Here is a 22406-nt window from a genome sequence, read left to right as displayed (position 1 = left end):
CGTTAGACGCAAAGTTTTAAAATTCAATAAACACTTCATGTTGTTGACCATCTCTCTCTACGACGAGGTTTAGCTCTGTCAGCTCTGAGATAGAACGGAATATGTTGCCCATAGCGGCGGGGTCAGTCAGGTCTTGACCATTTAACTGAGTAGCAATATCTCCGTTTTGGAGCCCTACTGAGTTAAAAAGTTCTGAATCTTTGCCAGGGCTCACACGATAACCAATCACGCTATCGTCGCGCTTCACCTGAGACAGTCGAACATATTGGAAGATTTGTTGCGGATCTTTCATTATCTTCGCTTTAATTTCATCAAGCTTCTCTTCTGCTGAAGCCGGATTATTACCACGAACCGAAGAAGAGCTACGAGGTGGCGCAGGCGCTGATACAGCCAAACGCTTGTACTCAATACCTTCAAGCATCAAGGTTTCGTCTCGTCCTGAGTTATCAATGATCACGCGATCGATTAATACCGCTTTTAACTTGGCTCGAGTGCCTTCAATCTCTTCATTAATTCCGTAGGTCGCTTGCGTGCCGCGATTGGCGATCACCGCTAAGCTCAGTTTTGGATTAGAGCTCGCTACTGCACCCACTAAAACGAGGTTTAATCGCGTCTTAGGCGCATCTTGGATAACTTGCTGTTCAACAACAGCGGGCGTGCTTGGGTTGTAAGCACCAAACATGTTGCTCTGCTGCAAAGAAGAGATATCAAGGGTCGATTGAGGTGCTGAAGACGATGAAGCGGTTGCTGCCCAAGGCGCGACAGTTTGCTCAGCAGGTTCGATAAACCATGCAAGCTGTCCTAAGATCCATGCGGAAGCTGCAATCAATACACAACAGGTCGCTAAGCTTAGTTTCTGCTGAAGTACAAATCCATTCTCTAATAAGCGGCTCAACATAGGAGAATTCCCTACGCGATTTTTGAGCTCTAAAAAGTTCACTTTCCTAGTCCCTTTTCATGACGACAAACGCTGCAAATCATTAAACTTTCAGCTTTTTTATTCATTCGTTCGATACCAAGCTTATTTAAGCAATAAGATCCTGAACTATATCATAGCAAATCGATAAATCGGCATAACATGGCTATTTTGTATTATGACTTGAAAAAAATGCCAACCGCCTCCACTTTAAGCTTCTACTTAATGTGATAAGCATCATCAAAAACATGTTGCGCACTGTTCATTACAGTTAAACCGCATTCATTTCTCACTTAATAAGGCACAGCCCTATATGAAAACTGCTAATGAAGCTGTCAGACTCGATAAATGGTTGTGGGCAGCTCGTTTTTACAAAACCCGGTCTATTGCTCGCAACATGGTCGATGGTGGCAAAGTCCACTATAATGGTCAGCGCAGCAAGCCAAGTAAAATTGTCGAACTTGGGGCTGTGATTACACTGCGCCAAGGTAATGAAGAAAAGACGGTAACGATCGAGAAAATCTCTGCCCATCGCGGTGGAGCTCCGATCGCTCAAACCCTCTATGAAGAAACCACCGAGAGCTTGGCAAAAAGAGAAGAGTTTGCGACACAGCGTAAACTGAATGCTCATAACCCAGCTCCAGAGCGTCGCCCTGATAAGAAGCAACGTCGTGACATCATCAAGTTCAAGCATCAATAAGCTAGAAGGAATAGCCAAATGGCAAACAATGTTTTAAATCGCTACCTATTTGAAGACCTATCAGTACGTGGTGAATTGGTACAAATGGATGAAGCGTACCAACAAATTATTTCTAGCAAGGAATACCCAGCGCCAGTGCAAAAGCTACTGGGTGAGCTATTGGTATCAACAACGCTATTAACTGCGACCCTAAAGTTTGAAGGTTCGATCACAATGCAATTGCAAGGTGACGGCCCAGTATCTCTAGCAGTTATCAATGGCGATCACGATCAGAAGATCCGTGGTGTTGCTCGCTTTGAAGGCGATATCGCAGACGACGCAGGTCTACACGACCTAATGGGTAAAGGTCACCTAGTGATCACCATTGATCCTAAGAAAGGTGAACGTTACCAAGGTATCGTTGGTCTTGAAGGTGACACGCTTGCACAAGTGCTTGAAGGCTACTTCGCTAACTCTGAACAGCTTAAGACTCGTCTATGGCTGCGCACTGGCGAGCATGAAGGCAAAGCACACGCTGCAGGTATGTTGCTACAAGTAATGCCTGACGGTACTGGTACTCCAGATGACTTCGAGCACCTAGAGCAACTAACAGACACAGTTAAAAACGAAGAGCTATTCACTCTAGAAGCGAACGAACTGCTTTACCGTTTGTACAACCAAGAGAAAGTACAGCTATTCACACCACAACCGGTTGAGTTCTTCTGTGGCTGTTCACGTGATCGAAGTGCAGCAGCAATCATTACTGTTGCTCAAGAAGAGATCTACGACATCCTAAGCACCGAAGGAAGCGTTGGTCTACACTGCGATTACTGTGGCACAAACTACTCGTTCGACAAGAATGATGTTGATGCACTGTACGCAGAAGCAGCAGATAAAGGCAGCAATACGGTTCATTAATTTACGGCGTACCAAAAACACGTAATTTACCCCAAAAAGGTCAGCACTCAGCTGGCCTTTTTTGTGATCAAAATAGCGCAAACTCCGTAACATCTCGTAATAAAATCACCGCTTAATTTTAATCAATTAATAATGTTCTCGCCCCTAGCGCAAAGGTTTGCGTACAGGATAGACTAGTTGGGCCAATATGTGACGAGGCGCTTAAAACCCCATGGTTAATATGGGTATTTTTTGAGCTGTATCCCTGTTTCCCCCGAGTCTCGTTGCTAGCATGGTGAGCAGATAACAATAAAAAATTAATACAAAATCCCTACAAAATATCCTACAAGGAGCACCTATGACCGTTATGGAACATACAAAGGCTGCACAAATTGATCTAACTAAGCACGGACTGACTGGCGTTACTGAAGTTCTTCGTAATCCTAGCTACGAGCAGTTATTCGTTGAAGAAACACTGCCAGGTTTGGAAGGCTACGAAAAAGGCGTAGTAACGGAACTAGGCTCTGTTGCGGTAGACACTGGTATCTTTACTGGCCGCTCACCAAAAGATAAGTACATTGTTAAAGATGACACGACCCGCGATACCATGTGGTGGTCAGATCAAGGCAAAAATGACAACAAACCGATTACAACTGAAGTATGGAATGAGCTGAAAGAGCTTGTGACAACTCAGCTATCTGGCAAACGCCTGTTTGTCATCGACGGTTATTGTGGTGCTAACCCTGATACGCGCTTAAGCGTGCGTATTATCACTGAAGTAGCGTGGCAAGCGCACTTCGTTAAGAACATGTTCATTCGTCCAACTGACGAAGAGCTAGCAACATTCGAACCTGATTTCGTGGTAATGAACGGTGCTAAAACAACCAACCCTAACTGGGAGAAGCAGGGGCTAAACTCTGAAAACTTCGTTGCTTTCAACCTAACAGAGCGCGTTCAAATCATCGGTGGTACTTGGTACGGCGGTGAGATGAAGAAAGGCATGTTCGCAATGATGAACTACCTGCTTCCTCTGCAAGGCATTGCTTCAATGCACTGTAGTGCAAACGTTGGTGAGGAAGGCGATGTAGCCATCTTCTTCGGCCTATCTGGTACAGGTAAAACTACGCTTTCAACCGATCCTAAACGTGAGCTAATCGGTGATGATGAGCACGGTTGGGATGACGATGGTATCTTCAACTTCGAAGGTGGTTGTTACGCGAAGACTATTCGTCTATCTAAAGAAGCAGAACCAGAAATCTACAATGCAATCCGTCGCGATGCACTACTAGAAAACGTAACGGTTCGTGGCGATGGTTCTATCGATTTTGATGACGGTTCAAAAACTGAGAACACTCGTGTTTCTTACCCGATTCACCACATCGACAACATCGTTAAGCCAGTATCAAAAGCAGGCCATGCTCAAAAAGTTATCTTCCTGACTGCTGATGCATTCGGTGTACTACCACCCGTTTCTAAACTGACTCCAGAGCAAACGAAGTACCACTTCCTATCTGGCTTCACTGCGAAACTAGCGGGCACTGAGCGTGGTATTACTGAGCCAACGCCAACCTTCTCTGCGGCATTTGGCGCGGCATTCCTAACTCTTCACCCAACTCAGTACGCTGAAGTGCTAGTGAAGCGTATGGAAGCGGCTGGCGCTGAAGCTTACCTAGTGAACACAGGTTGGAACGGTACTGGTAAACGTATCTCTATCCAAGATACTCGCGGCATCATCGACGCTATCCTAGATGGCTCAATCGACAACGCTGAAACTAAGGTTATCCCTATGTTTAACCTAGAAGTACCGCTAGCACTGCACGATGTTGACCCAGCGATCCTTGACCCACGCGATACGTACACTGACCCTCTACAATGGGAAAGCAAAGCGAAAGATCTAGCAGAACGCTTCATCAACAACTTTGATAAGTACACAGACAACGCTGAAGGTAAATCACTGGTTGCGGCTGGCCCTCAACTGGACTAACCCAATCATCTGCTCGGGCTTAGCCAAAAGCGAACGCCCAATTTAAAGTGATATTTTTGTAGCAAGCCCCTCTTTTGAGGGGCTTTTTTGTTGCTGCTTGCCCCTTTTTGTTCCACTCTGTTTTGAGACTATTGAAATTTAAGGCTTTCAGGGAATGAAAAAGGTATTCATGGTGTTCGGCATTGTGTTGGCTATCGCCGTTGCAACTATCGCAGCGTTGCTATTAAGCCTGCAGACCCAATACCGTGCGGATGTTGCTAACTTTTTTGTCAAACATACGATTGAACAACCTGTACTCATTGAAGATGTTGAGTATCAGGCGCCTTATCACATCACCTTAATGGGCATTACCCAAAACCAACCAGAAAAGCAGACACCTCTGTATATCGACAAGATCGATCTTTGGTTCAGCCCCACCTCGATGACAGAAACCAAACTGGTCTTTGACTCTGTTTTGATCAGTGGCCTGCAGTTAGAGGCAGACGTTCTAAAAACGCTGACTTCTTTATTTACCCAACCAAACATCAAGATCCACCAGCTGGCCATCAACAACCTCGACTTTTCGACGCCAGAGTTTAATGCGCGAGGCATCGACCTGCAGATCTCCGACCCAACATGGCACAACGACAACTCACTGCTACCTTATGGAAAAACCCAACTCTCGGCCTCACAACTGTATTGGCAAGGTGAAGCATTCGATAACCTGTTGATTGACCTAGACCTCAAGCCGAGTGACAGCACCCTTTATGGTGCTTCGTTTGACTGGAGTGGCGCCAAAATTTCCGGCCAAGCAGAGCAGTATCAACAAGATTGGTCGTTGGTGAACGTGACCGTCGATGGCTTACGACTCAATCAGAAACAGACCCAAAGCCTACTAAGCAAAGAATGGGATGTGGCAGGTATTCAGATTAATCACATTAATAGCTTAGATATTCTACGTAGCGACGTAGAGTGGCAAGATGGCCACCTCGCAGCCTTTGATGCCTCACTAGAAAATATCCAATTGCCTTTTGAAATCTGGAAGCAGCAGAAAGCCATTTTCTCTCTGCAAGCAGAAGGAGTGACCATTGATGATGACATGTTCATCGAGCCAAGCCTCAAGCTCAACCTAGAAACAAACCAGATTCTGATTGAAGATTTCTATACTCAATTCCTACAAGGCACTGTTCAGCTCAATGGCGAAGTCACCCCTAGCAATATTGAATTAGCGCAGCTCGACCTGCAAGGGATCAAGTGGATTACCGAAAACCAAGATAGCCCTCTAGTCGTAGCTCGACTAATACCTTGGCTTACACAACTCCAGAACGTCGAGATTAACCGACTTAACATAGAACGCAGCCAACTTATCCAACTCGCACAACAACCTTACTGGCAGGTCTCTGGATTACATGTCGAGGGGCATCAAGTCCAGCTGCTGCAAGATAGAAAGCTAGGCCTGTGGCAAGGGAAGCTGATGGCGAGCGCCAATGATGCCAGCTATCAAAATATTCTCAGCGCACAGCCTGTGGTTGAGATGAATAGCGAACAAGGGAAATGGTCGCTGACACGTCTGTTTGCACCACTCAGGAATGGCTACATTGAAGCCAATGCAACACTCGACTTTAACCAAATCAGCAAGCCATGGAGCTTAGATATTTCTGCCGATGGGTTACCGATAGCGCCTATGCTGCAGCGACTTGAATTACCACTCGATGCAACCGGTTATGGCGAGTTTGAACTTCAAGCCGCAGGTTTATATGGCGACTCTCTGATGCTCGGTTACTCAACCACAGGGCAACTCACTGGCAGCGTTCGCCAGGGTGTGATGACCTTTAATGACAAGCTTTCTGAAACATCGATTGATAACGTGTTTGAAATCCCAGAGCTTAATGCGAATTTTGACCGTGGGCGCTTTACTCTCGAACCGATGCACATTATTGGTGCATCAGCAGCAGAGCAAGGCGAACAAAGGGTTCAAACGCTCAATGGCGAGGCTTCTGGAGAACTCGACTTGCTTAAAGCCGAGCAACACACCCTCTCGATTACCCTATCGGACCCATGCCATCAAATCTCAGGAAAGCTCACCCAAGCCGAGTATTCGGAGATTAACGACTGCCAACAAAAAAGCGCCACTCCTCAGGAGTAGCGCTTTCAGTCAATATCGACAGTATTACCGGTGTTAGCTATTCGCTCACATTAGGGCGTGTTGACCTTTCGTGGTTGAATTTTGTTCGAGATAAAAGCGTTTTAATCGCGGCGAGGGGGAAGTAGCCTAGTCATTCTAAGCAAATCTCCCTCAACAAAGAGTAAAACGCTTTTAGCCGAACCCTCCGGGCAGCGTTTGCTGGTCATTTCTACTGCGTTATCGGTTTCTCATGTAGGCTAGCTACACATCAAAGCCTCTGCCTTGTATAAATACCCAGCAACTCGCTGCAAAAACCAGCTCGAAAAATCAACACGCCCTAGTATCTGTCGAGAGTACCTTTTTGTAGTCAGGGATCAGCATATAGGTTCCCGTAAACTCTACCGCTTCCACATCGCCGCTATGAATGGTCACGTGAATGATGATACGTGCCTTTCTTCCTGACGCAAGGCGATCCAAGTCGCCACTGATCCCATCCAATGAAGTAGAGGCAACAGGGTTTTGCTCAACCGGGTGACGATAACGAATATTACTGTCTGCCAGCACGATATCACCGGTCAGCCCGCGTTCTTTCATCAATAACCAAGTCATCCCCCAACCAGTTAAGGTCGCTAAGGTAAAGGCAGAGCCTGCAAACATGGTGTTATGAGGGTTCAAGTTGGGATTCAACTGAGCACTACACTCAAATTGGTAACCCGTGTATTGGTTGATCTTGATGCCCATCTTGTCACTGATCGGGATCTGATGTTCCCAGCGCTGCTGAAGCTCATTACACCACTCAGGCTTGCGTAGAACGTCTGCCATTGGGTCAAGATGCTTAACCATCTGTTGGTGACGCACAGGGCCACGTTGATCGTTAATCTCACCGCGACGTTCAAATTCATTCTTCTCATAGAATGAGATCGCATCTTCACGTGCATTACACACTAAGCGCTTAGCACCCTCTTGGCGAGCCAATGACTCAAGTGCGACTAGAATCAACGAACCCATGCCTTTACTTTGGCGAGATTTCTTCACCGCCATATAGCGGATCTGACCTTCCAGATCTGGGGTGATATACAGACGACCAATCGCCATCGGACGACCACGGCCATCAACAATCATACGATGGTGACTCATTGGGTCATATTCATCGCGCTCTGAACCTACCGGCATTCGCCAAGGTTCACGGAGCATCTGCCAACGAAAATGATAATACTTGTTTAGCTGATTTTCGGTGGTCGGTGTTATGAGTTTAAACATGCTTATTCCTTTAAGCCTAAACCTGCAGCCAGAATGTCACTGGGCCATCATTAACCAAAGACACTTTCATGTCGGCTGCGAATCGGCCACGTTCCGTTGGCAACACTGATTCACACTGGTCAGAGAAATAGTTGTAAAGACGCTCAGCATCTTCTGGGTGAGCACCACGAGAGAACCCTGCTCGAGTCCCTTTCTTGGTATCGGCCGGCAGAGTGAATTGAGACACCACTAATACCTTACCTTCTACCTGCTTCACGTTGAGGTTCATTTTATCGTCTTCATCTCCAAAGACACGATAAGTGGTCACTCGTTCCATCAAACGTTTGGCTTTGGCTTCGTCATCACCTTTTTCTACGCCTAACAGAACCAATAAGCCTTGCTCAATCTCACCAACTACTTCGCCATCAACACGGACGGCAGCTTCACTTACTCTCTGGATCAGTGCTATCACTGTTGTTTCCTTGCTCTGTGATTTTGTCTTTATCCGACGAGTGTACCATTTCTTTCGAGTCACTCCACTGTTCCTGCTCACCCAATGCAGCGGTCACCTCAGCCCCCACCAGCACAATCAACCAGCACAAATAAACCCACACAAAAAGAATTGGTATTGCCGCCAATGCACCATAAATCAACTGGTAAGAAGGGAATTGAGTAATGTAGGCCGCGAAGCCTTTCTTACTGAGTTCGAACAACAGAGCCGCCACTAGAGAACCTGCAGCCGCATGAGAAAAGTGTATCTTTTTGTTGGGAACCAACAGATACAGACCGAAAAACGCAAAGAAAGAGAGAATCAAAGGAAGTTTGCGAATCACGGTATTAAAGGCGCCAGACACCACCTCGTTTTGCAACAAGCTCAATGATGTCACATAAGAAGTGGCTGCAATGCTCGCCCCAACCAAAATAGGTCCAAGCGTGAGCACCATCCAGTACATAGAAAAAGACAGCACCGCACGACGCTTCTCGTCGACACGCCAGATGTAGTTTAAGTTCTTATCAATATTCGAGATCAGCATCAGCGCTGCAATGAATAAGAACACACTACCCACCGCCGTCATTTTTCCGGTATTGGCAACGAACTCTAACAAGGCACCGTGTACGGCATCCCCAGACGCGGGAACAAAGTTGGTAATGACGAAGTTTTGAATCACGATGCCAACATCAGCAAAGATGGAGAATGACGACAAGATAGAGAGCAGAACCGTCAGCATCGGTACGATCGAGAGCAAGGTAATGTACGCCAAGTAGCCCGCATTCACATTGACTCTATCGTGCGTCATTCGCGCCAAAAGATAGCGAGAAAACTGAATACTGAGTGTGGCGACCTTTTTTATCTTCAACTTGTAACTCCCTTGTAACTCGTTCATAGTCCTAATTTATATTCCGACATATCAATCACAGTAAGAAAATGTTCAAAAATAGCGTAGGAAAAAGGCTTGAGAACAAGGAAGCCCTTCTCGCAAAGAATAGTTTTGATAAGTAGTTATTCTACAATCAAAAATTCTAACGCCGTTATCGAGCATTTTAACAAGCTAGGTTGAGCAGTTATTTACTACGATTGATATCATTTAACTATAGGAAACTAGGATGCCTTATTTAATAGTTATAGTCCTCTCTATTTTTACTCTTACAGGATGCCAATCAGCTTATTACTCCGCAATGGAGCAAGTGGGTTACCACAAGCGTGACATTATGGTCGATAGAGTGGAAGACGCTAAAGAGTCGCAGCAGGATGCTCAGGAAGAGTTTACCAGCGCACTTGAAGCCTTGAGTAGCCTGACTAATTTCAGTGGTGGCGACCTTGAAGACATGTACAACAAGATTAATGATAAATACCAAGACAGCGAGAAAGCCGCACAAAATGTCAGTGATCGCATTGCTGCGATTGAAGATGTGTCGGATGCGCTGTTTGAAGAGTGGCAGAGTGAATTAGATCTCTACACCAGTGATTCACTGCGCCGTTCGAGCGAGCAAAAGCTTCGTGAAACTAAATCGTCTTACCAAACGATGCTGTCAGCAATGAAGCGCGCCGAGAAGAAAATGGATCCTGTGCTCAATACCCTTCGCGACAACACGCTTTACTTGAAGCACAACCTCAATGCGAGCGCTGTCGGTTCACTGCAGGGCGAGTTTATGAGCTTAGAAAAAGACATCGCCTACGCGATCAAACAGATGAATGCTGCGATCGCCGAATCGGATAAATTCCTTGCTCAACTGAACCAGAAATAACGCCCGTAGGCACAAATAAGATAAACCCGTATGAACCCAATCATTATTACTGGCGGCCCGGGCGCCGGAAAAACCACATTGATCAATGCCTTGGGTGATGCGGATTATCCCACCTTCGCTGAGTCCTCTCGTCAGTTAATCGAACAGCAGAGTCAACTTGAGAACGGTATCTTACCTTGGTTAGACCTTCCGGGCTTTGCTCGCCTATGTTTAACCGTGATGAGCGAACAAAAAGACCAAGCCCATCAGCATCCAATTGCCTTTCTCGATCGCGCCATTCCAGACATTTGTGGCTATTTGGCTCAGGCGAATCTAGAGATAAACACAACCTACCGAGATACGAGCCAAGGTTATCACCCCCAAGTGTTGTTCTGTCGTCCTGAGGCTTCAATTTATGTACAAGATGATGTGAGACCTTATCCGTTTGAGGAAGCGTTAGAGATTCACCACGCTTTGGTAAGAGTCTACCAAGAGCTTGGCTATGAAGTGATTGACGTGCCGTTTATGCCAGTCGATGAACGGCTGCAATTCGTTGAGCGTTACTTAGGTATCAAAAGCTAGATTCCAGATATTTCGTTCCTCAATTCTGGAATGACGATTCGATGAGTAGATATAGAGTACGCTCTTCGTATCTCGCATCTCGTTTACTCGTATCTTAGCTAACTAAAAAACAAAACCCCGAGCAGCTAGGCTACTCGGGGTTTTCTTATCTACTTAGCTAGAAGCTAGTCAGCTGGCAATTAAGCCTTAGCTGGACGTGCTGCACGCTTACGTTCGTTTTCAGTAAGAAGCTTCTTACGGATACGAATGCTTACTGGCGTTACTTCTACTAGTTCGTCTTCGTCGATGAACTCAAGAGCTTGCTCTAGAGTGTGACGGATAGGTGGCGAAAGAACCTGTGCTTCATCAGTACCAGATGCACGAACGTTCGTTAGCTGCTTACCTTTCAGACAGTTTACTGTTAGGTCGTTTGAACGGTTATGAATACCGATAATTTGACCTTCGTATACTTCGTCTGCGTGCTCAGCAAATAGACGACCACGTTCTTGTAGGTTGAATAGTGCGTAAGTCAAAGCTTTACCAGTTGCGTTCGAAATTAGAACACCGTTGTTACGTTGACCGATTACGCCGCCTTTATGAGGACCGTAGTGATCAAATGAGTGGTAAAGAAGACCAGAACCAGACGTTAGAGTTAGGAACTCAGTTTGAAAACCGATAAGACCACGAGAAGGCATCATGAAGTCCATGCGAACACGGCCTTTGCCATCTGGAGACATATCAGTTAGCTCACCTTTACGTAGACCGATGTTTTCCATGATGCCACCTTGGTGCTCTTCAAGCACGTCGATAGTCACAGTTTCAAACGGTTCAGTTAGGTTGCCATCTTCGTCTTTCTTGATGATAACTTCTGGACGAGATACAGCTAGCTCGAAGCCTTCACGACGCATGTTTTCGATCAGGATAGATAGGTGAAGTTCACCACGACCTGAAACACGGAAACGATCTGGGTTATCAGTTTCTTCAACACGTAGTGCAACGTTGTGTACTAGTTCTTTCTCTAGACGCTCAAGGATGTTACGTGAAGTAACGAACTTACCTTCTTTACCCGCGAACGGAGAAGTGTTTACTTGGAACGTCATTGTTACTGTTGGTTCATCAACAGAAAGCGGAGTCATTGCTTCAACATTGTTTACGTCACAGATAGTGTCTGAAATTTTCAGCTCACCAAGACCAGTGATTGCAATGATGTCGCCAGCGTTAGCTTGCTCAACTTCGTGACGGTCAAGACCTAGGTAACCAAGAACTGTACCTACTTTACCGTTACGTTTTTTGCCTTCTGCATTGACGATAGTTACTTGTTGGTTTGGCTTAACAGAACCACGAGTAACACGAGCAACACCGATAACACCTACGTAAGAGCTGTAATCAAGTTGCGAAATTTGCATTTGTAGTGGACCGTCAAGGTCAACTGCAGGCGCGTCTACTGTATCAACAACAGCTTGGAACAATGGTTCCATGTTCTCGCCAGTTTCGCCTTCAGTCATTGTTGCCCAACCGTTTAGAGCTGAAGCGTAAACAACTGTGAAGTCTAGTTGCTCATCAGTAGCACCTAGGTTGTCGAAAAGGTCGAATACTTGATCCATAACCCAATCAGGACGAGCGCCTGGGCGGTCAATCTTGTTGATTACAACGATTGGCTTAAGACCGTGTGCGAATGCTTTTTGCGTTACGAAACGAGTTTGAGGCATTGGGCCGTCAACTGCGTCAACGATAAGCAGAACAGAGTCAACCATAGACATGATACGCTCAACTTCACCACCGAAGTCCGCGTGTCCCGGAGTATCTACGATGTTGATGCGGTAATCATTCCAGTTGATTGCTGTGTTCTTAGCAAGAATGGTAATGCCACGCTCTTTTTCGATGTCATTCGAATCCATGACACGCTCTTCAGCTTCACCACGAGACTCAAGAGTGCCTGACTGTTGTAGCAGTTTATCAACCAAAGTCGTTTTACCGTGGTCAACGTGCGCGATGATCGCGATATTTCTTAACTTATCAATCTGTGGAGTAGACATGGATTCTCGATTCACTCATAAAAGTAGCCGTCACTTATCTCAAAAGTTTGGATAATAACCGCTAGCTTGATTTAAAAAACGGTCAATAATATACCAGATTCTAGACAAAAACCCAGAAATATGTGATCTGAACCAAGGCTTTTTTCTTTATTAGCGATTCATATCCGCTTAACTTTGATTCAGTACAGTGTTGAGCAGCCAAATTCGTAGGACTCTAAAAAAGTATCACCTGCGAGTGGCGAGCCAAATCTCCCGCAAAATAACAAAAGTGGATTGACAACTTAGGCAATTCATTGCTGAATGGTGCTCGCTTATGTCTCATATTGGTGCACAGACAAACGATTGCACCGGCAAGGTGCAACTAGAGATCATTTTGGTGCAAAAACCAGATTAAGCAAAATCGCAAAACAAGTAAATCATTGAAATTAATGGAATAATTTTTTTGGCACGTTTTTGGCAATAGATAAATCAGCATCGATTAATGCACTTATAGACATTAATCAATGCTAGTTTCAACCGAATCGAGCTAATACCGAATTAATAACACTGGAGGTTATCCAAGATGTCAGTAGAAAATGTACTATCCCTGATCCAAGAGAACGAAGTTAAATTTATCGACTTACGTTTTACTGATACAAAAGGTAAAGAGCAGCATATCTCTATTCCTTCTCACCAAGTTGATGCAGACTTCTTCGAAGAAGGCAAAATGTTTGACGGCTCTTCAGTAGCTGGTTGGAAAGGCATTAACGAATCTGACATGGTAATGATGCCAGACGCAGCCTCTGCTGTACTGGACCCATTCACAGAAGACGCAACGCTAAACATCCGTTGTGACATCCTTGAGCCTGCAACAATGCAAGGCTACGACCGTGACCCACGCTCTATCGCTAAACGTTCTGAAGAGTACCTACGTTCTACAGGTATCGCAGACACAGTTCTAGTTGGTCCAGAGCCAGAATTCTTCCTATTTGACGACGTTAAGTTCTCAAACGACATGTCTGGTTCTTTCTTCAAGATCGATGACGTAGAAGCAGCTTGGAACACAGGTTCTGACTTCGAAGGCGGTAACAAAGGTCACCGTCCTGGCGTTAAAGGCGGTTACTTCCCAGTAGCTCCAGTAGATTCATCTCAAGACATCCGTTCAGCAATGTGTCTAGTAATGGAAGAGATGGGCCTAGTTGTTGAAGCTCACCACCACGAAGTAGCAACTGCGGGTCAAAACGAAATCGCTACTCGCTTCAACACGCTAACAGCGAAAGCTGATGAAACTCAAATCTACAAGTACGTTGTACACAACGTTGCTCACGCATTTGGTAAAACAGCGACATTCATGCCTAAGCCACTAGTTGGTGACAACGGTTCTGGTATGCACGTTCACCAATCTCTAGCAAAAGACGGCGTTAACCTGTTTGCTGGTGATAAGTACGGCGGTCTATCTGAAATGGCTCTTTACTACATCGGTGGTGTAATCAAGCACGCTCGTGCAATCAACGCGTTTGCTAACCCATCAACTAACTCGTACAAGCGTCTTGTACCTGGTTTCGAAGCACCTGTAATGCTTGCTTACTCAGCACGTAACCGTTCTGCTTCTATCCGTATCCCAGTAGTACCAAGCCCTAAAGCACGTCGTATCGAGCTACGTTTTGGTGACCCAGCAGCTAACCCATACCTATGCTACTCAGCAATGCTTATGGCTGGCCTTGACGGCATCAAGAACAAGATTCACCCAGGCGAAGCTATGGATAAAGATCTATACGACCTTCCAGCAGAAGAAGCAGCTGAAATCCCAACAGTTGCAGAATCTCTACAAGAAGCTCTAGCTGCGCTTAGCGAAGACCGTGAGTTCCTAACAGCTGGCGGCGTATTCTCTGACGATTTCATCGATTCTTACATCACTCTGAAGTCTGACGACGTACAACGTGTGAACATGGCTACACACCCACTTGAGTTTGAACTGTACTACTCAGTTTAATCTCCTGTAGAGATAAGCTACTTCTTACTGCAACCTTGTAAGAATCGCTGACTAAATATTAGGCTCGCCTCGCAGGCGGGCCTTTTTTATGTTCTCTCGACGCTCCCCTCCTCGTAACATATCTTAGACAAAAGCCCTCAGAGGCTGTCGCGCTAAATACAATAAAATCAATAACAAAACTAACGCCAAACGTGAAATCACCTAGCGGTGAAAAGAGGCTAAAGATATGAAAAACATACTGTTCCTGATCGGGTTAACAGTCGCGCTCTCGTGCTCTGCGCAAACGGTGTATACCTGGGTAGATGAAGATGGCGTGCTCCACTTTAGTGATAACCCTAGCGCTCAAGATGCCGAGGCTCTTCGCCTGCCAGATGTGCAAGCTTTAGCACCCGCCCCTAAATTTGAGGCCTCGACTCCGGTTGACGCCGCTGCTTCCTCTACAACTAAAACGCCAGCTAAAACCCAGGCAGAAACCGAAACCACAGAGCGCGAGGTTCCCACTCAATTAGCCCTCACCATGCTGACTCCAGTTCATGATCAAACCATTCGCAACAACCGCGGCTTAATCCCGATTCAGATAGAGCTCAACCGAAAACTTGGTATCGGGGAGCAATTACAATTGATGCTTGATGGCCGTCGATATGGCGCCCCACAGACCCAACCTATTTGGGAATTAAAAGGTATCGATCGAGGTACTCACACCATTGCAATTCAAGCACATAGAAGCGGCAAGCTTATTGCATCTACTAGTCCAGTCACCGTGTATTTACATCGAGCGACGCTCAAGTAGGCCAATGTGTTAAAAGAGGCCAAATAACCTCTACTTTTCACCTAATCGAAGCAGCTTTCAGCGACTCTAATGAATTATCTTTAGCTTCTGGTTGATATGCGCCATACTTGAACTTAGCTACGCACCAATTTGGTGCAGTGAGAAAAACACCAGTTCAAGGACGAAATAGTGAATCGATCAGCCAAAAGCGACAGCATAGATACACACCATCTTTCCAGCGCCATTCTCGACAATATGGTGACTTCGACATTGATGCTCGATGAGCAATTGTATGTCCGATACGCCAATCCGGCGGCTGAGCAGCTCTTTTCACAGAGCGCACGACGCATCGTTGATCATCCACTGAGCCAACTTATCCAACACGCTTCACTGGATTTGGCACTTCTGACGCAACCACTACAAAGTGGCCAGAGCATTACCGACAGTGACGTTACCTTCGTTGTTGATAACCGCCCACTGATGCTTGAAGTCACGGTTAGCCCAATATCTTGGCAGCGAGAGACGCTGTTATTGGTTGAGATGCGCAAAATAGACCAGCAAAGACGCCTTAGCCAAGAGCTCAACCAACACGCACAACAACAAGCGGCTAAGTTGCTGGTACGCGGATTAGCACATGAAATCAAAAACCCACTAGGTGGCTTAAGAGGTGCGGCGCAGTTACTTGGGAAAATGCTTCCTGATCAGTCTCTTAATGAATATACGCAGATCATTATTGAGCAAGCCGACCGCTTAAGAGCATTGGTCGACCGTCTACTTGGCCCTCAAAAGCCAGGAACTAAGTCAGAAGAGAACCTTCACCAAATACTTGAGAAAGTAAGACAGCTCGTAGAGCTCGAATCGGGTTCAACGCTCGCCATCGAAAGGGATTACGACCCTAGCCTACCGGACATCTTGATGGATTCGTCACAGGTTGAACAAGCGATGCTCAATATCGTGAGCAACGCTGCGCAGATTCTAAAGACTCAGGATTCTGGAAAAATCACCATTCGCACCAGAACGGTGCATCAAGCAAATATTCACGGGCAGCGACACAAACTCGCGGCTCGTATTGAGATCAGCGATAACGGTCCGGGCATACCCGATGATTTAAAAGACACCTTGTTTTACCCAATGGTCAGTGGACGAGAAGGTGGAACAGGGCTGGGGTTATCGATTTCTCAAAACCTGATCGATCAACACAATGGGAAAATTGATGTTGAAAGCTGGCCGGGCAACACCACATTCACGATTTATCTACCGATTTAGGTCACAAGAGCCTCGCTATTGAACAGCGAGATGAAAGGCTTAGCTCGTTAACACAAAGATTAAGACATCATAAAAACAACAATGATTATCACAATAGATTTGGCTGCAAAGGAATTGAATTATGAGTAAGGGATACGTTTGGGTCGTCGATGACGACAGCTCTATCCGCTGGGTAGTAGAGAAAACACTTTCATCTGCGGATATAAAGTGCGAAACATTTGCTGATGCTGAGAGCGTGTTACTTGCGCTTGAGCGCGAAACACCGGACGTTTTGGTGTCTGACATTCGCATGCCCGGCATTGATGGGATAGAGCTGTTGCATCAAGTTCACCAGCGCTCTCCCGACCTGCCCGTGATCATTATGACCGCGCACTCAGACCTTGATGCGGCGGTGAATGCTTATCAAAAAGGCGCCTTTGAATATCTACCAAAGCCGTTCGATATTGATGAAACACTGACTCTAGTCGAACGAGCGATCGCGCACAGCCAAGAACAGAAACGCGAACAAGCCAGCGAAGTCGCTGAAGACACCAACGCGCCAGAAATCATCGGTGAAGCACCGGCAATGCAGGAAGTTTTCCGAGCGATTGGTCGTTTGTCTCGCTCATCCATATCCGTGCTGATCAATGGTGAATCGGGTACCGGTAAAGAATTGGTCGCTCACGCTCTGCATCGTCACAGCCCAAGAGCTAAGAAGCCCTTCATTGCCTTGAACATGGCAGCAATCCCCAAAGATCTGATCGAGTCTGAACTGTTTGGCCACGAAAAAGGCGCCTTTACCGGTGCTAACAGCGTTCGCCAAGGACGCTTCGAACAAGCCAACGGCGGCACCCTGTTTCTTGATGAGATCGGCGACATGCCACTCGATATTCAGACTCGCTTGTTACGTGTACTTTCTGATGGCCAATTTTATCGTGTGGGTGGACACTCTGCGGTTAAGGTTGACGTTCGTATCGTTGCCGCAACCCACCAAGACCTTGAGCGTTTGGTACATGAAGGCGACTTCCGTGAAGACCTTTTCCACCGACTCAACGTTATCCGAATCCATATCCCGGCACTGCGCGAACGTAAACAAGACATTGAAAAACTGACTCATCACTTCCTAGCATCCGCCGCCGAAGAGCTTGGTGTTGAAGTCAAGACGCTGCATCCTGAGACCATTTTGAAGCTCAACCAGCTCAATTGGCCGGGTAACGTGCGTCAACTGGAGAACATTTGTCGTTGGCTCACCGTGATGGCGAGCGGCAGCGAAATTCTTCCTTCAGACCTGCCACCAGAGCTGCTGGAAGAAAAAGTAGTGACCACCTCAGGAACTGGAGATAACTGGCAACAACTGCTCGCTAATTGGGCAAAGTGTGCGCTTGATTCAGGAGAAAAAGAGCTGCTGACTTATGCTCTGCCAGAGTTTGAACGTATACTGCTAGAGGCTGCACTCCACCATACTAATGGTCATAAACAGGATGCAGCTAAGGTTTTGGGATGGGGAAGAAATACCCTAACTCGTAAACTCAAAGAACTGTACTAGACCTTATATGATTCTCGATGCAGCTACTTTTTAACCAAAAAAGTGTCGCTTGGTTTGAATAGTGTCGGTACAATTACAGTACACTATTCACCAAAGTTGTAGCTAAAGATGTCTTTGAAAACACAAATTACTTTGAGAACCGCAGTGGTTCTGCCATTCGTGATGATTTTTCTGTTCACTATGGGCGTAATGGTTTTCACTCAAAAGCTGAGCTACAAAGAGATGGTGAGTGATGTTAGTGCACGCCAACTAACATCACTGACTGACAATGTTCATCAAAGCCTGTCTAATTTTTTAGAAAAGCCATTTCACGCGAACCTCTCGCTCAGCCATAACATCGGCTACCACCATCTTTATCAAGCGGGTAATCTTAGTAAGGTCCAAGACTATATTTTTTATACGTTTTCAGACCATTACACTGCTGTACCTCAACTCGATGTGATCGGCTTTGGCTCTGAAGATGGTAACTACGTCGGTTTCCGCAAAGAAGCCAACAAAGGCTACACCTTGATGGTGCAAGACGAACGCACCAATGATCAGTTGGTCATTTACCGTGGCAGCAAGATTAGTGAAGACATTCGATCGGTAATTTCAGGTTACGACCCAAGAATCCGTCCTTGGTACACACCCGTTGCGACACAGAAAAAACCGTTGTGGTCACCAATTTATGCCAATGCTGACGAACGCCAAGAAATCACCTTATCGGCTCTCGCGCCTATCTATGATGATAACGAATTCAAAGCCGTCGTCGTCAGCGACATCAAGATCAATACCTTCAATGCGTTTCTCAGAAAGCTCAAAGATAGAACAGATGCCTCTGTTTACATCATCGATAAGCAGCAACGCTTGGTCGCGCACTCAGGTGGAGGCAGTGTCGTTTCGTGGGGCACAGGAAAAACCAACAAAGGCCAACGCTTACTGGCAACAGAGAGTGCTAACCCCGTAATACGTGAAAGCGCCAGTTACGTAGACCAATTCCACCTAATCGATAATTTGGGCGAGCAGCGCTTTAGCTTTAGCCTAGACAACGAACGCTACTTTAACCAAATCACCCCTTACGAAGATGAACACGGCCTCACGTGGTTTATTGGAGTGTCGATTCCTGAAAGCAATCTGCTCGGTGAATTACCAGAAAATCAAAGAAACAGCTGGTTGCTCGGGCTAGCACTGAGTTGCCTTGGGGTCATTGCAGGATTAGTTGCCTTTAATCGCGTAACCCAACCCATCACCTCGACTGCAGATGCAGCCAAACGCCTTGCTAAAGGCGATTGGGACACGAGCATGCCAAAGACGGGGCATATCTATGAAACCAGCATGTTGGTGGAGTCATTCAATGAAATGGCCAACAACTTAAAGGCCTCGTTTCACGCCTTGCAGTCTCAACTTACCTATGACTCATTAACCAAGCTATACAGTCGTGAAGGCTTTATTGATGCGGCCAAGAAACACCCTGACAACGAAGAAGGCACGCTGTATTTGATTGGTATTGATCGCTTCCGAGACATCAATGACAGCCTAGGTCATTACAATGGTGACCAGCTGCTTATCATTGCGGCCGCTCGTTTAAGAGGCACACTGCCATCCGAATACCTATTAGCTCGCACTGGTGGTGATGAGTTTGCGATTTACGCCCCAAACGTAACGCAAAGCGATGATGTTCAGCTGCTGACTAACCGCTTACTTCAAACCTTCGCTTCCCCATTTTCAATGGAATCAGAAAGCGTGGTGATTAAGGTATCGATGGGGATAGTGAATGTCTCGAATCTCTACGACATTACACTCCTGCTACGCAATAGCAGCATTGCATTGAGCAACGCAAAACAAGACAAAACCAGTGTCAGCATTTACAGCCCGGAGATGGGCAAAGCATCGAGACATCGCACCAAGATGCTAGCGCGGATGAACCGAGCAATAGAGCTTCAACAGTTCGAACCGTTTTATCAGCCTATTATTGATCTGGAATCCGGCTCGACCATTGGTGCGGAAGCTTTAGCTCGCTGGATAACCGATGAAGGGGTGATCTCGCCGCTCGAGTTCATTCCTCTCGCGGAAGAGAGCGGGCTCATTTACGATATCGGAAAACAAATTCTGCATAAGTCCTGTCGAGATACAGCCATTGCGATTGAGTCAGGAAAGTGGAGCAAAGACTTCTCGATTCACGTCAATCTATCGGTCGATCAGCTAAGCGAAAGTGGCTTTGTCGAACAGGTTAAGGGCACGCTAAGAGACACCAAGCTGCCAGCAAGCAACCTGACACTAGAGATCACCGAATCACGCATCGTCGACAACGATCCGACCATCATCGATAACATGCTGACGCTCAAAGCGTTAGGGGTCTCAATCGCAATTGATGATTTTGGTACTGGCTACTCTTCCCTAGCCTATCTGCAAAAGCTGCCATTTGATTGCCTGAAGATAGATCGAAGCTTCGTTAGCAAGCTCAGCAAAGAAAATCTCGACAGCTCCATCGTCGCGGCCATCGTTAACATCACTAAAGGTTTCAAAGTAAGCTTGGTGGCTGAAGGCGTTGAAACACAGCAACAGGCTGAACTTCTTAAGCAGCTGCAGTGCCCGCTTGCTCAAGGCTTCTTATACAGTCGCCCAGTTCCGTTTGACCAATGGCCTACCGACCTTAGCAACTCCAAGCAAAGTGCCAAGATCAAACAAAATACCACTGAGAGCCTCACCTAAATCAGGCAGAAATCAAATGAGTCAGATACAAAAATGCCAGCATAATGCTGGCATTTTTTATTGTTCTATTCTCTATCGAGCGATTAGATAACGCGAGAGAACTGCTGCTGGCGAGCCTTTGCACGTAAGTATTTATCAAAACACATACAGATATTACGGATCAGCAAGCGGCCACGCAGAGTAACGCGGATTTCTTTGTCATCGACTTCAACCAAATCATCGTTGATGAAGGTTTGCAGAAGCTCTAAATCTTCTTTGAAGTAGCGATTAAAGTTAACCGAGAACTCAGATTCGATCATCGTTTTATCAAGCTTAAAGTTACAGATAAGCTGCTTGATCACTTCACGACGTAGAAGGTCGTCACTGTCTAGTGCCACGCCTTTCCAAAGTGCATGGCGCAGGTCATTCACCTGAGCGTAGTACTTCTTCAGCTCTTTTTGGTTTTGTGCGTAAGCATCACCGACCATAGAGATAGCAGAAACACCGAAGCCAATTAGGTCCGCTTCACCTTGGGTGGTGTAGCCTTGGAAGTTACGATGCAGAATACCTTCACGTTGTGCTACTGCTAGCTCGTCTTCAGGCAGAGCAAAGTGGTCCATACCGATGAACTGGTAACCCGCCCCCGTTAGCGTCTCGATGGTATCTTGTAAGATAGCCATCTTCTCTTTCGCTTCTGGTAGGTCTTCGTCTTTAATCTTACGCTGCGCAGCAAACAGCTGAGGCATGTGTGCGTAGTTAAATACCGATAAACGACCTGGTTTCATCTCTAGCACTTGCTTCAATGTTTCAGCAAACAAAGCTTGAGTCTGCTTTGGTAGGCCGTAGATCAAATCAAGGTTAGTTGAGCGGAAGCCTAATTCTTTGGCACGCTGAACCATCGCAATGATGAATTCTTCATCTTGCTCACGGTTAACCAGCTTCTGTACTTCTTTATTGAAGTCTTGAACACCAATACTCAGGCGGTTGAAGCCTTCGTTACGCAGGTGGTCAAGTACGTCTAGTTCAATCTCACGCGGGTCAACTTCGATACTGATTTCAGCGTCAGCGGTGAAGTTAAATTCATCACGTAGAATCATCATCAAGCGAGTGATTTGTGTCTTAGTCAAGAACGTTGGCGTACCACCACCGAAGTGCAATTGCGTCACTTCACGGCCATTCAATAAAGAGGCGCGTTGGCGGATTTCATGTTCAATCACATCAAGGTACTCATCCGCTTTATGCGAGTGACGAGTAATGACTTTATTACAACCACAGTAGTAACAAAGCTTGTGGCAGAACGGGATATGCACGTAAAGAGAGAGTGGACGCTCAGGATATTGAGTACACGCCATGTCGTAATCAGCGACGGTAAACGCTTCATGAAACTCCAACGCAGTTGGGTATGAGGTGTAACGAGGTCCCGAATAGTTGTACTTGTTTAAGATCTCTTGATCCCAAACGATTTGCTGATTCGTTGTTACTGGCTTGCTCGACATAGCGGTATTTCCAATTTAGATCCGCGAGAACCTAAGGTCTCTCAAATCATTTTACATACATTAAAA

The 22406-nt window shown here is 46.2% G+C and carries 17 protein-coding genes; 11 read left to right on the top strand and 6 right to left on the bottom strand.

Features of this window, described 5'->3' with window-relative positions; translation table 11 throughout:
- Window positions 1–16: 16 nt before the first annotated feature.
- On the bottom strand, window positions 17–898 hold the full coding sequence (gene gspC / locus AB4484_RS22410) for a type II secretion system protein GspC (RefSeq protein WP_048607614.1): 882 nt from the start codon (window positions 896–898) through the stop codon (window positions 17–19).
- 331 nt (window positions 899–1229) lie between these two features.
- On the opposite strand from gspC, the gene hslR reads away from it, so the two are divergent.
- From hslR to AB4484_RS22390, 4 genes are all read left to right on the top strand, one after another.
- Window positions 1230–1616, top strand: coding sequence for a ribosome-associated heat shock protein Hsp15 (hslR, locus tag AB4484_RS22405; protein WP_048607611.1), 387 nt, complete (start codon window positions 1230–1232; stop codon window positions 1614–1616).
- Between the two features lie 18 nt (window positions 1617–1634).
- Complete coding sequence (gene hslO / locus AB4484_RS22400) at window positions 1635–2513, top strand: Hsp33 family molecular chaperone HslO (RefSeq protein ID WP_050619713.1); 879 nt, start codon at window positions 1635–1637, stop codon at window positions 2511–2513.
- Window positions 2514–2850: 337 nt separating this feature from the next.
- Window positions 2851–4476 (top strand): phosphoenolpyruvate carboxykinase (ATP), encoded by a 1626-nt coding sequence (pckA, locus tag AB4484_RS22395; RefSeq protein WP_050619712.1) that lies wholly within the window; start codon window positions 2851–2853, stop codon window positions 4474–4476.
- Window positions 4477–4630: 154 nt separating this feature from the next.
- Window positions 4631–6601, top strand: coding sequence for an AsmA family protein (locus AB4484_RS22390; protein ID WP_372080476.1), 1971 nt, complete (start codon window positions 4631–4633; stop codon window positions 6599–6601).
- 306 nt (window positions 6602–6907) lie between these two features.
- Here the strand turns inward: AB4484_RS22390 and AB4484_RS22385 are convergent, their stop codons facing one another.
- The 3 genes from AB4484_RS22385 to AB4484_RS22375 are packed head-to-tail and all read right to left on the bottom strand — an operon-like array spanning window position 6908 to window position 9204.
- A complete protein-coding gene (locus AB4484_RS22385; RefSeq protein WP_048617771.1) occupies window positions 6908–7840 on the bottom strand; it encodes a bifunctional GNAT family N-acetyltransferase/hotdog fold thioesterase in 933 nt (310 codons plus the stop codon).
- Between the two features lie 16 nt (window positions 7841–7856).
- Complete coding sequence (dtd, locus tag AB4484_RS22380; protein ID WP_004735590.1) at window positions 7857–8291, bottom strand: D-aminoacyl-tRNA deacylase; 435 nt, start codon at window positions 8289–8291, stop codon at window positions 7857–7859.
- Window positions 8263–9204 carry a virulence factor BrkB family protein gene (locus tag AB4484_RS22375; protein ID WP_019826491.1) on the bottom strand — a complete coding sequence of 314 codons (942 nt, stop codon included), beginning with the start codon at window positions 9202–9204 and terminating at the stop codon, window positions 8263–8265. Before AB4484_RS22375 ends, dtd begins: the two co-directional genes overlap by 29 nt.
- 220 nt (window positions 9205–9424) lie before the next feature.
- Between AB4484_RS22375 and AB4484_RS22370 the strand changes: the two genes are divergently transcribed.
- Window positions 9425–10066, top strand: a complete 642-nt coding sequence (locus tag AB4484_RS22370; RefSeq protein ID WP_052880260.1) for a DUF2959 domain-containing protein — start codon at window positions 9425–9427, stop codon at window positions 10064–10066.
- A gap of 30 nt (window positions 10067–10096) precedes the next feature.
- Complete coding sequence (locus tag AB4484_RS22365) at window positions 10097–10627, top strand: AAA family ATPase (protein WP_372080474.1); 531 nt, start codon at window positions 10097–10099, stop codon at window positions 10625–10627.
- Between the two features lie 179 nt (window positions 10628–10806).
- On the opposite strand, the gene typA is transcribed toward AB4484_RS22365, so the two are convergent.
- Entirely contained in the window at window positions 10807–12642 is a 1836-nt protein-coding gene (typA, locus tag AB4484_RS22360) for a translational GTPase TypA (protein ID WP_017059220.1), read from the bottom strand.
- 562 nt (window positions 12643–13204) lie between these two features.
- Between typA and glnA the strand changes: the two genes are divergently transcribed.
- The 5 genes from glnA (at window position 13205) to AB4484_RS22335 (ending at window position 20865) form a co-directional block, all read left to right on the top strand.
- Complete coding sequence (gene glnA / locus AB4484_RS22355; RefSeq protein WP_017059221.1) at window positions 13205–14614, top strand: glutamate--ammonia ligase; 1410 nt, start codon at window positions 13205–13207, stop codon at window positions 14612–14614.
- 226 nt (window positions 14615–14840) lie between these two features.
- Window positions 14841–15404: a DUF4124 domain-containing protein gene (locus tag AB4484_RS22350; protein WP_050633895.1), complete on the top strand. Its 564-nt coding sequence runs from the start codon at window positions 14841–14843 to the stop codon at window positions 15402–15404.
- 168 nt (window positions 15405–15572) lie between these two features.
- Window positions 15573–16649: a nitrogen regulation protein NR(II) gene (gene glnL / locus AB4484_RS22345; protein ID WP_050644474.1), complete on the top strand. Its 1077-nt coding sequence runs from the start codon at window positions 15573–15575 to the stop codon at window positions 16647–16649.
- A 121-nt stretch (window positions 16650–16770) separates the two neighbouring features.
- Complete coding sequence (glnG, locus tag AB4484_RS22340; protein WP_017059224.1) at window positions 16771–18174, top strand: nitrogen regulation protein NR(I); 1404 nt, start codon at window positions 16771–16773, stop codon at window positions 18172–18174.
- A 108-nt stretch (window positions 18175–18282) separates the two neighbouring features.
- Entirely contained in the window at window positions 18283–20865 is a 2583-nt protein-coding gene (locus AB4484_RS22335; protein ID WP_372080471.1) for an EAL domain-containing protein, read from the top strand.
- An 83-nt stretch (window positions 20866–20948) separates the two neighbouring features.
- Here the strand turns inward: AB4484_RS22335 and hemN are convergent, their stop codons facing one another.
- Window positions 20949–22340 carry an oxygen-independent coproporphyrinogen III oxidase gene (gene hemN, locus AB4484_RS22330; protein WP_050648426.1) on the bottom strand — a complete coding sequence of 464 codons (1392 nt, stop codon included), beginning with the start codon at window positions 22338–22340 and terminating at the stop codon, window positions 20949–20951.
- Window positions 22341–22406: the final 66 nt, after the last annotated feature.

Origin of the sequence: Vibrio sp. 10N.261.46.A3 (assembly GCF_041472995.1) — a bacterium.
GTDB lineage: Bacteria > Pseudomonadota > Gammaproteobacteria > Enterobacterales > Vibrionaceae > Vibrio > Vibrio coralliirubri.
The sequence above is the reverse complement of the archived record's forward strand: the minus strand, read 5'-3'. Positions and strand labels throughout refer to the sequence as shown.

What these genes read in the sequence shown, in the direction of transcription:
- AB4484_RS22375 (WP_019826491.1), bottom strand. Translation starts at nt 9,204, where the DNA reads ATGAACGAGTTACAAGGGAGTTACAAGTTGAAGATAAAAAAGGTCGCC.
- AB4484_RS22365 (WP_372080474.1), top strand. Translation starts at nt 10,097, where the DNA reads ATGAACCCAATCATTATTACTGGCGGCCCGGGCGCCGGAAAAACCACA.
- AB4484_RS22390 (WP_372080476.1), top strand. Translation starts at nt 4,631, where the DNA reads ATGAAAAAGGTATTCATGGTGTTCGGCATTGTGTTGGCTATCGCCGTT.
- typA (WP_017059220.1), bottom strand. Translation starts at nt 12,642, where the DNA reads ATGTCTACTCCACAGATTGATAAGTTAAGAAATATCGCGATCATCGCG.
- hslR (WP_048607611.1), top strand. Translation starts at nt 1,230, where the DNA reads ATGAAAACTGCTAATGAAGCTGTCAGACTCGATAAATGGTTGTGGGCA.
- hslO (WP_050619713.1), top strand. Translation starts at nt 1,635, where the DNA reads ATGGCAAACAATGTTTTAAATCGCTACCTATTTGAAGACCTATCAGTA.
- glnG (WP_017059224.1), top strand. Translation starts at nt 16,771, where the DNA reads ATGAGTAAGGGATACGTTTGGGTCGTCGATGACGACAGCTCTATCCGC.
- pckA (WP_050619712.1), top strand. Translation starts at nt 2,851, where the DNA reads ATGACCGTTATGGAACATACAAAGGCTGCACAAATTGATCTAACTAAG.
- AB4484_RS22335 (WP_372080471.1), top strand. Translation starts at nt 18,283, where the DNA reads ATGTCTTTGAAAACACAAATTACTTTGAGAACCGCAGTGGTTCTGCCA.
- AB4484_RS22385 (WP_048617771.1), bottom strand. Translation starts at nt 7,840, where the DNA reads ATGTTTAAACTCATAACACCGACCACCGAAAATCAGCTAAACAAGTAT.
- AB4484_RS22350 (WP_050633895.1), top strand. Translation starts at nt 14,841, where the DNA reads ATGAAAAACATACTGTTCCTGATCGGGTTAACAGTCGCGCTCTCGTGC.
- glnA (WP_017059221.1), top strand. Translation starts at nt 13,205, where the DNA reads ATGTCAGTAGAAAATGTACTATCCCTGATCCAAGAGAACGAAGTTAAA.
- AB4484_RS22370 (WP_052880260.1), top strand. Translation starts at nt 9,425, where the DNA reads ATGCCTTATTTAATAGTTATAGTCCTCTCTATTTTTACTCTTACAGGA.
- gspC (WP_048607614.1), bottom strand. Translation starts at nt 898, where the DNA reads ATGTTGAGCCGCTTATTAGAGAATGGATTTGTACTTCAGCAGAAACTA.
- hemN (WP_050648426.1), bottom strand. Translation starts at nt 22,340, where the DNA reads ATGTCGAGCAAGCCAGTAACAACGAATCAGCAAATCGTTTGGGATCAA.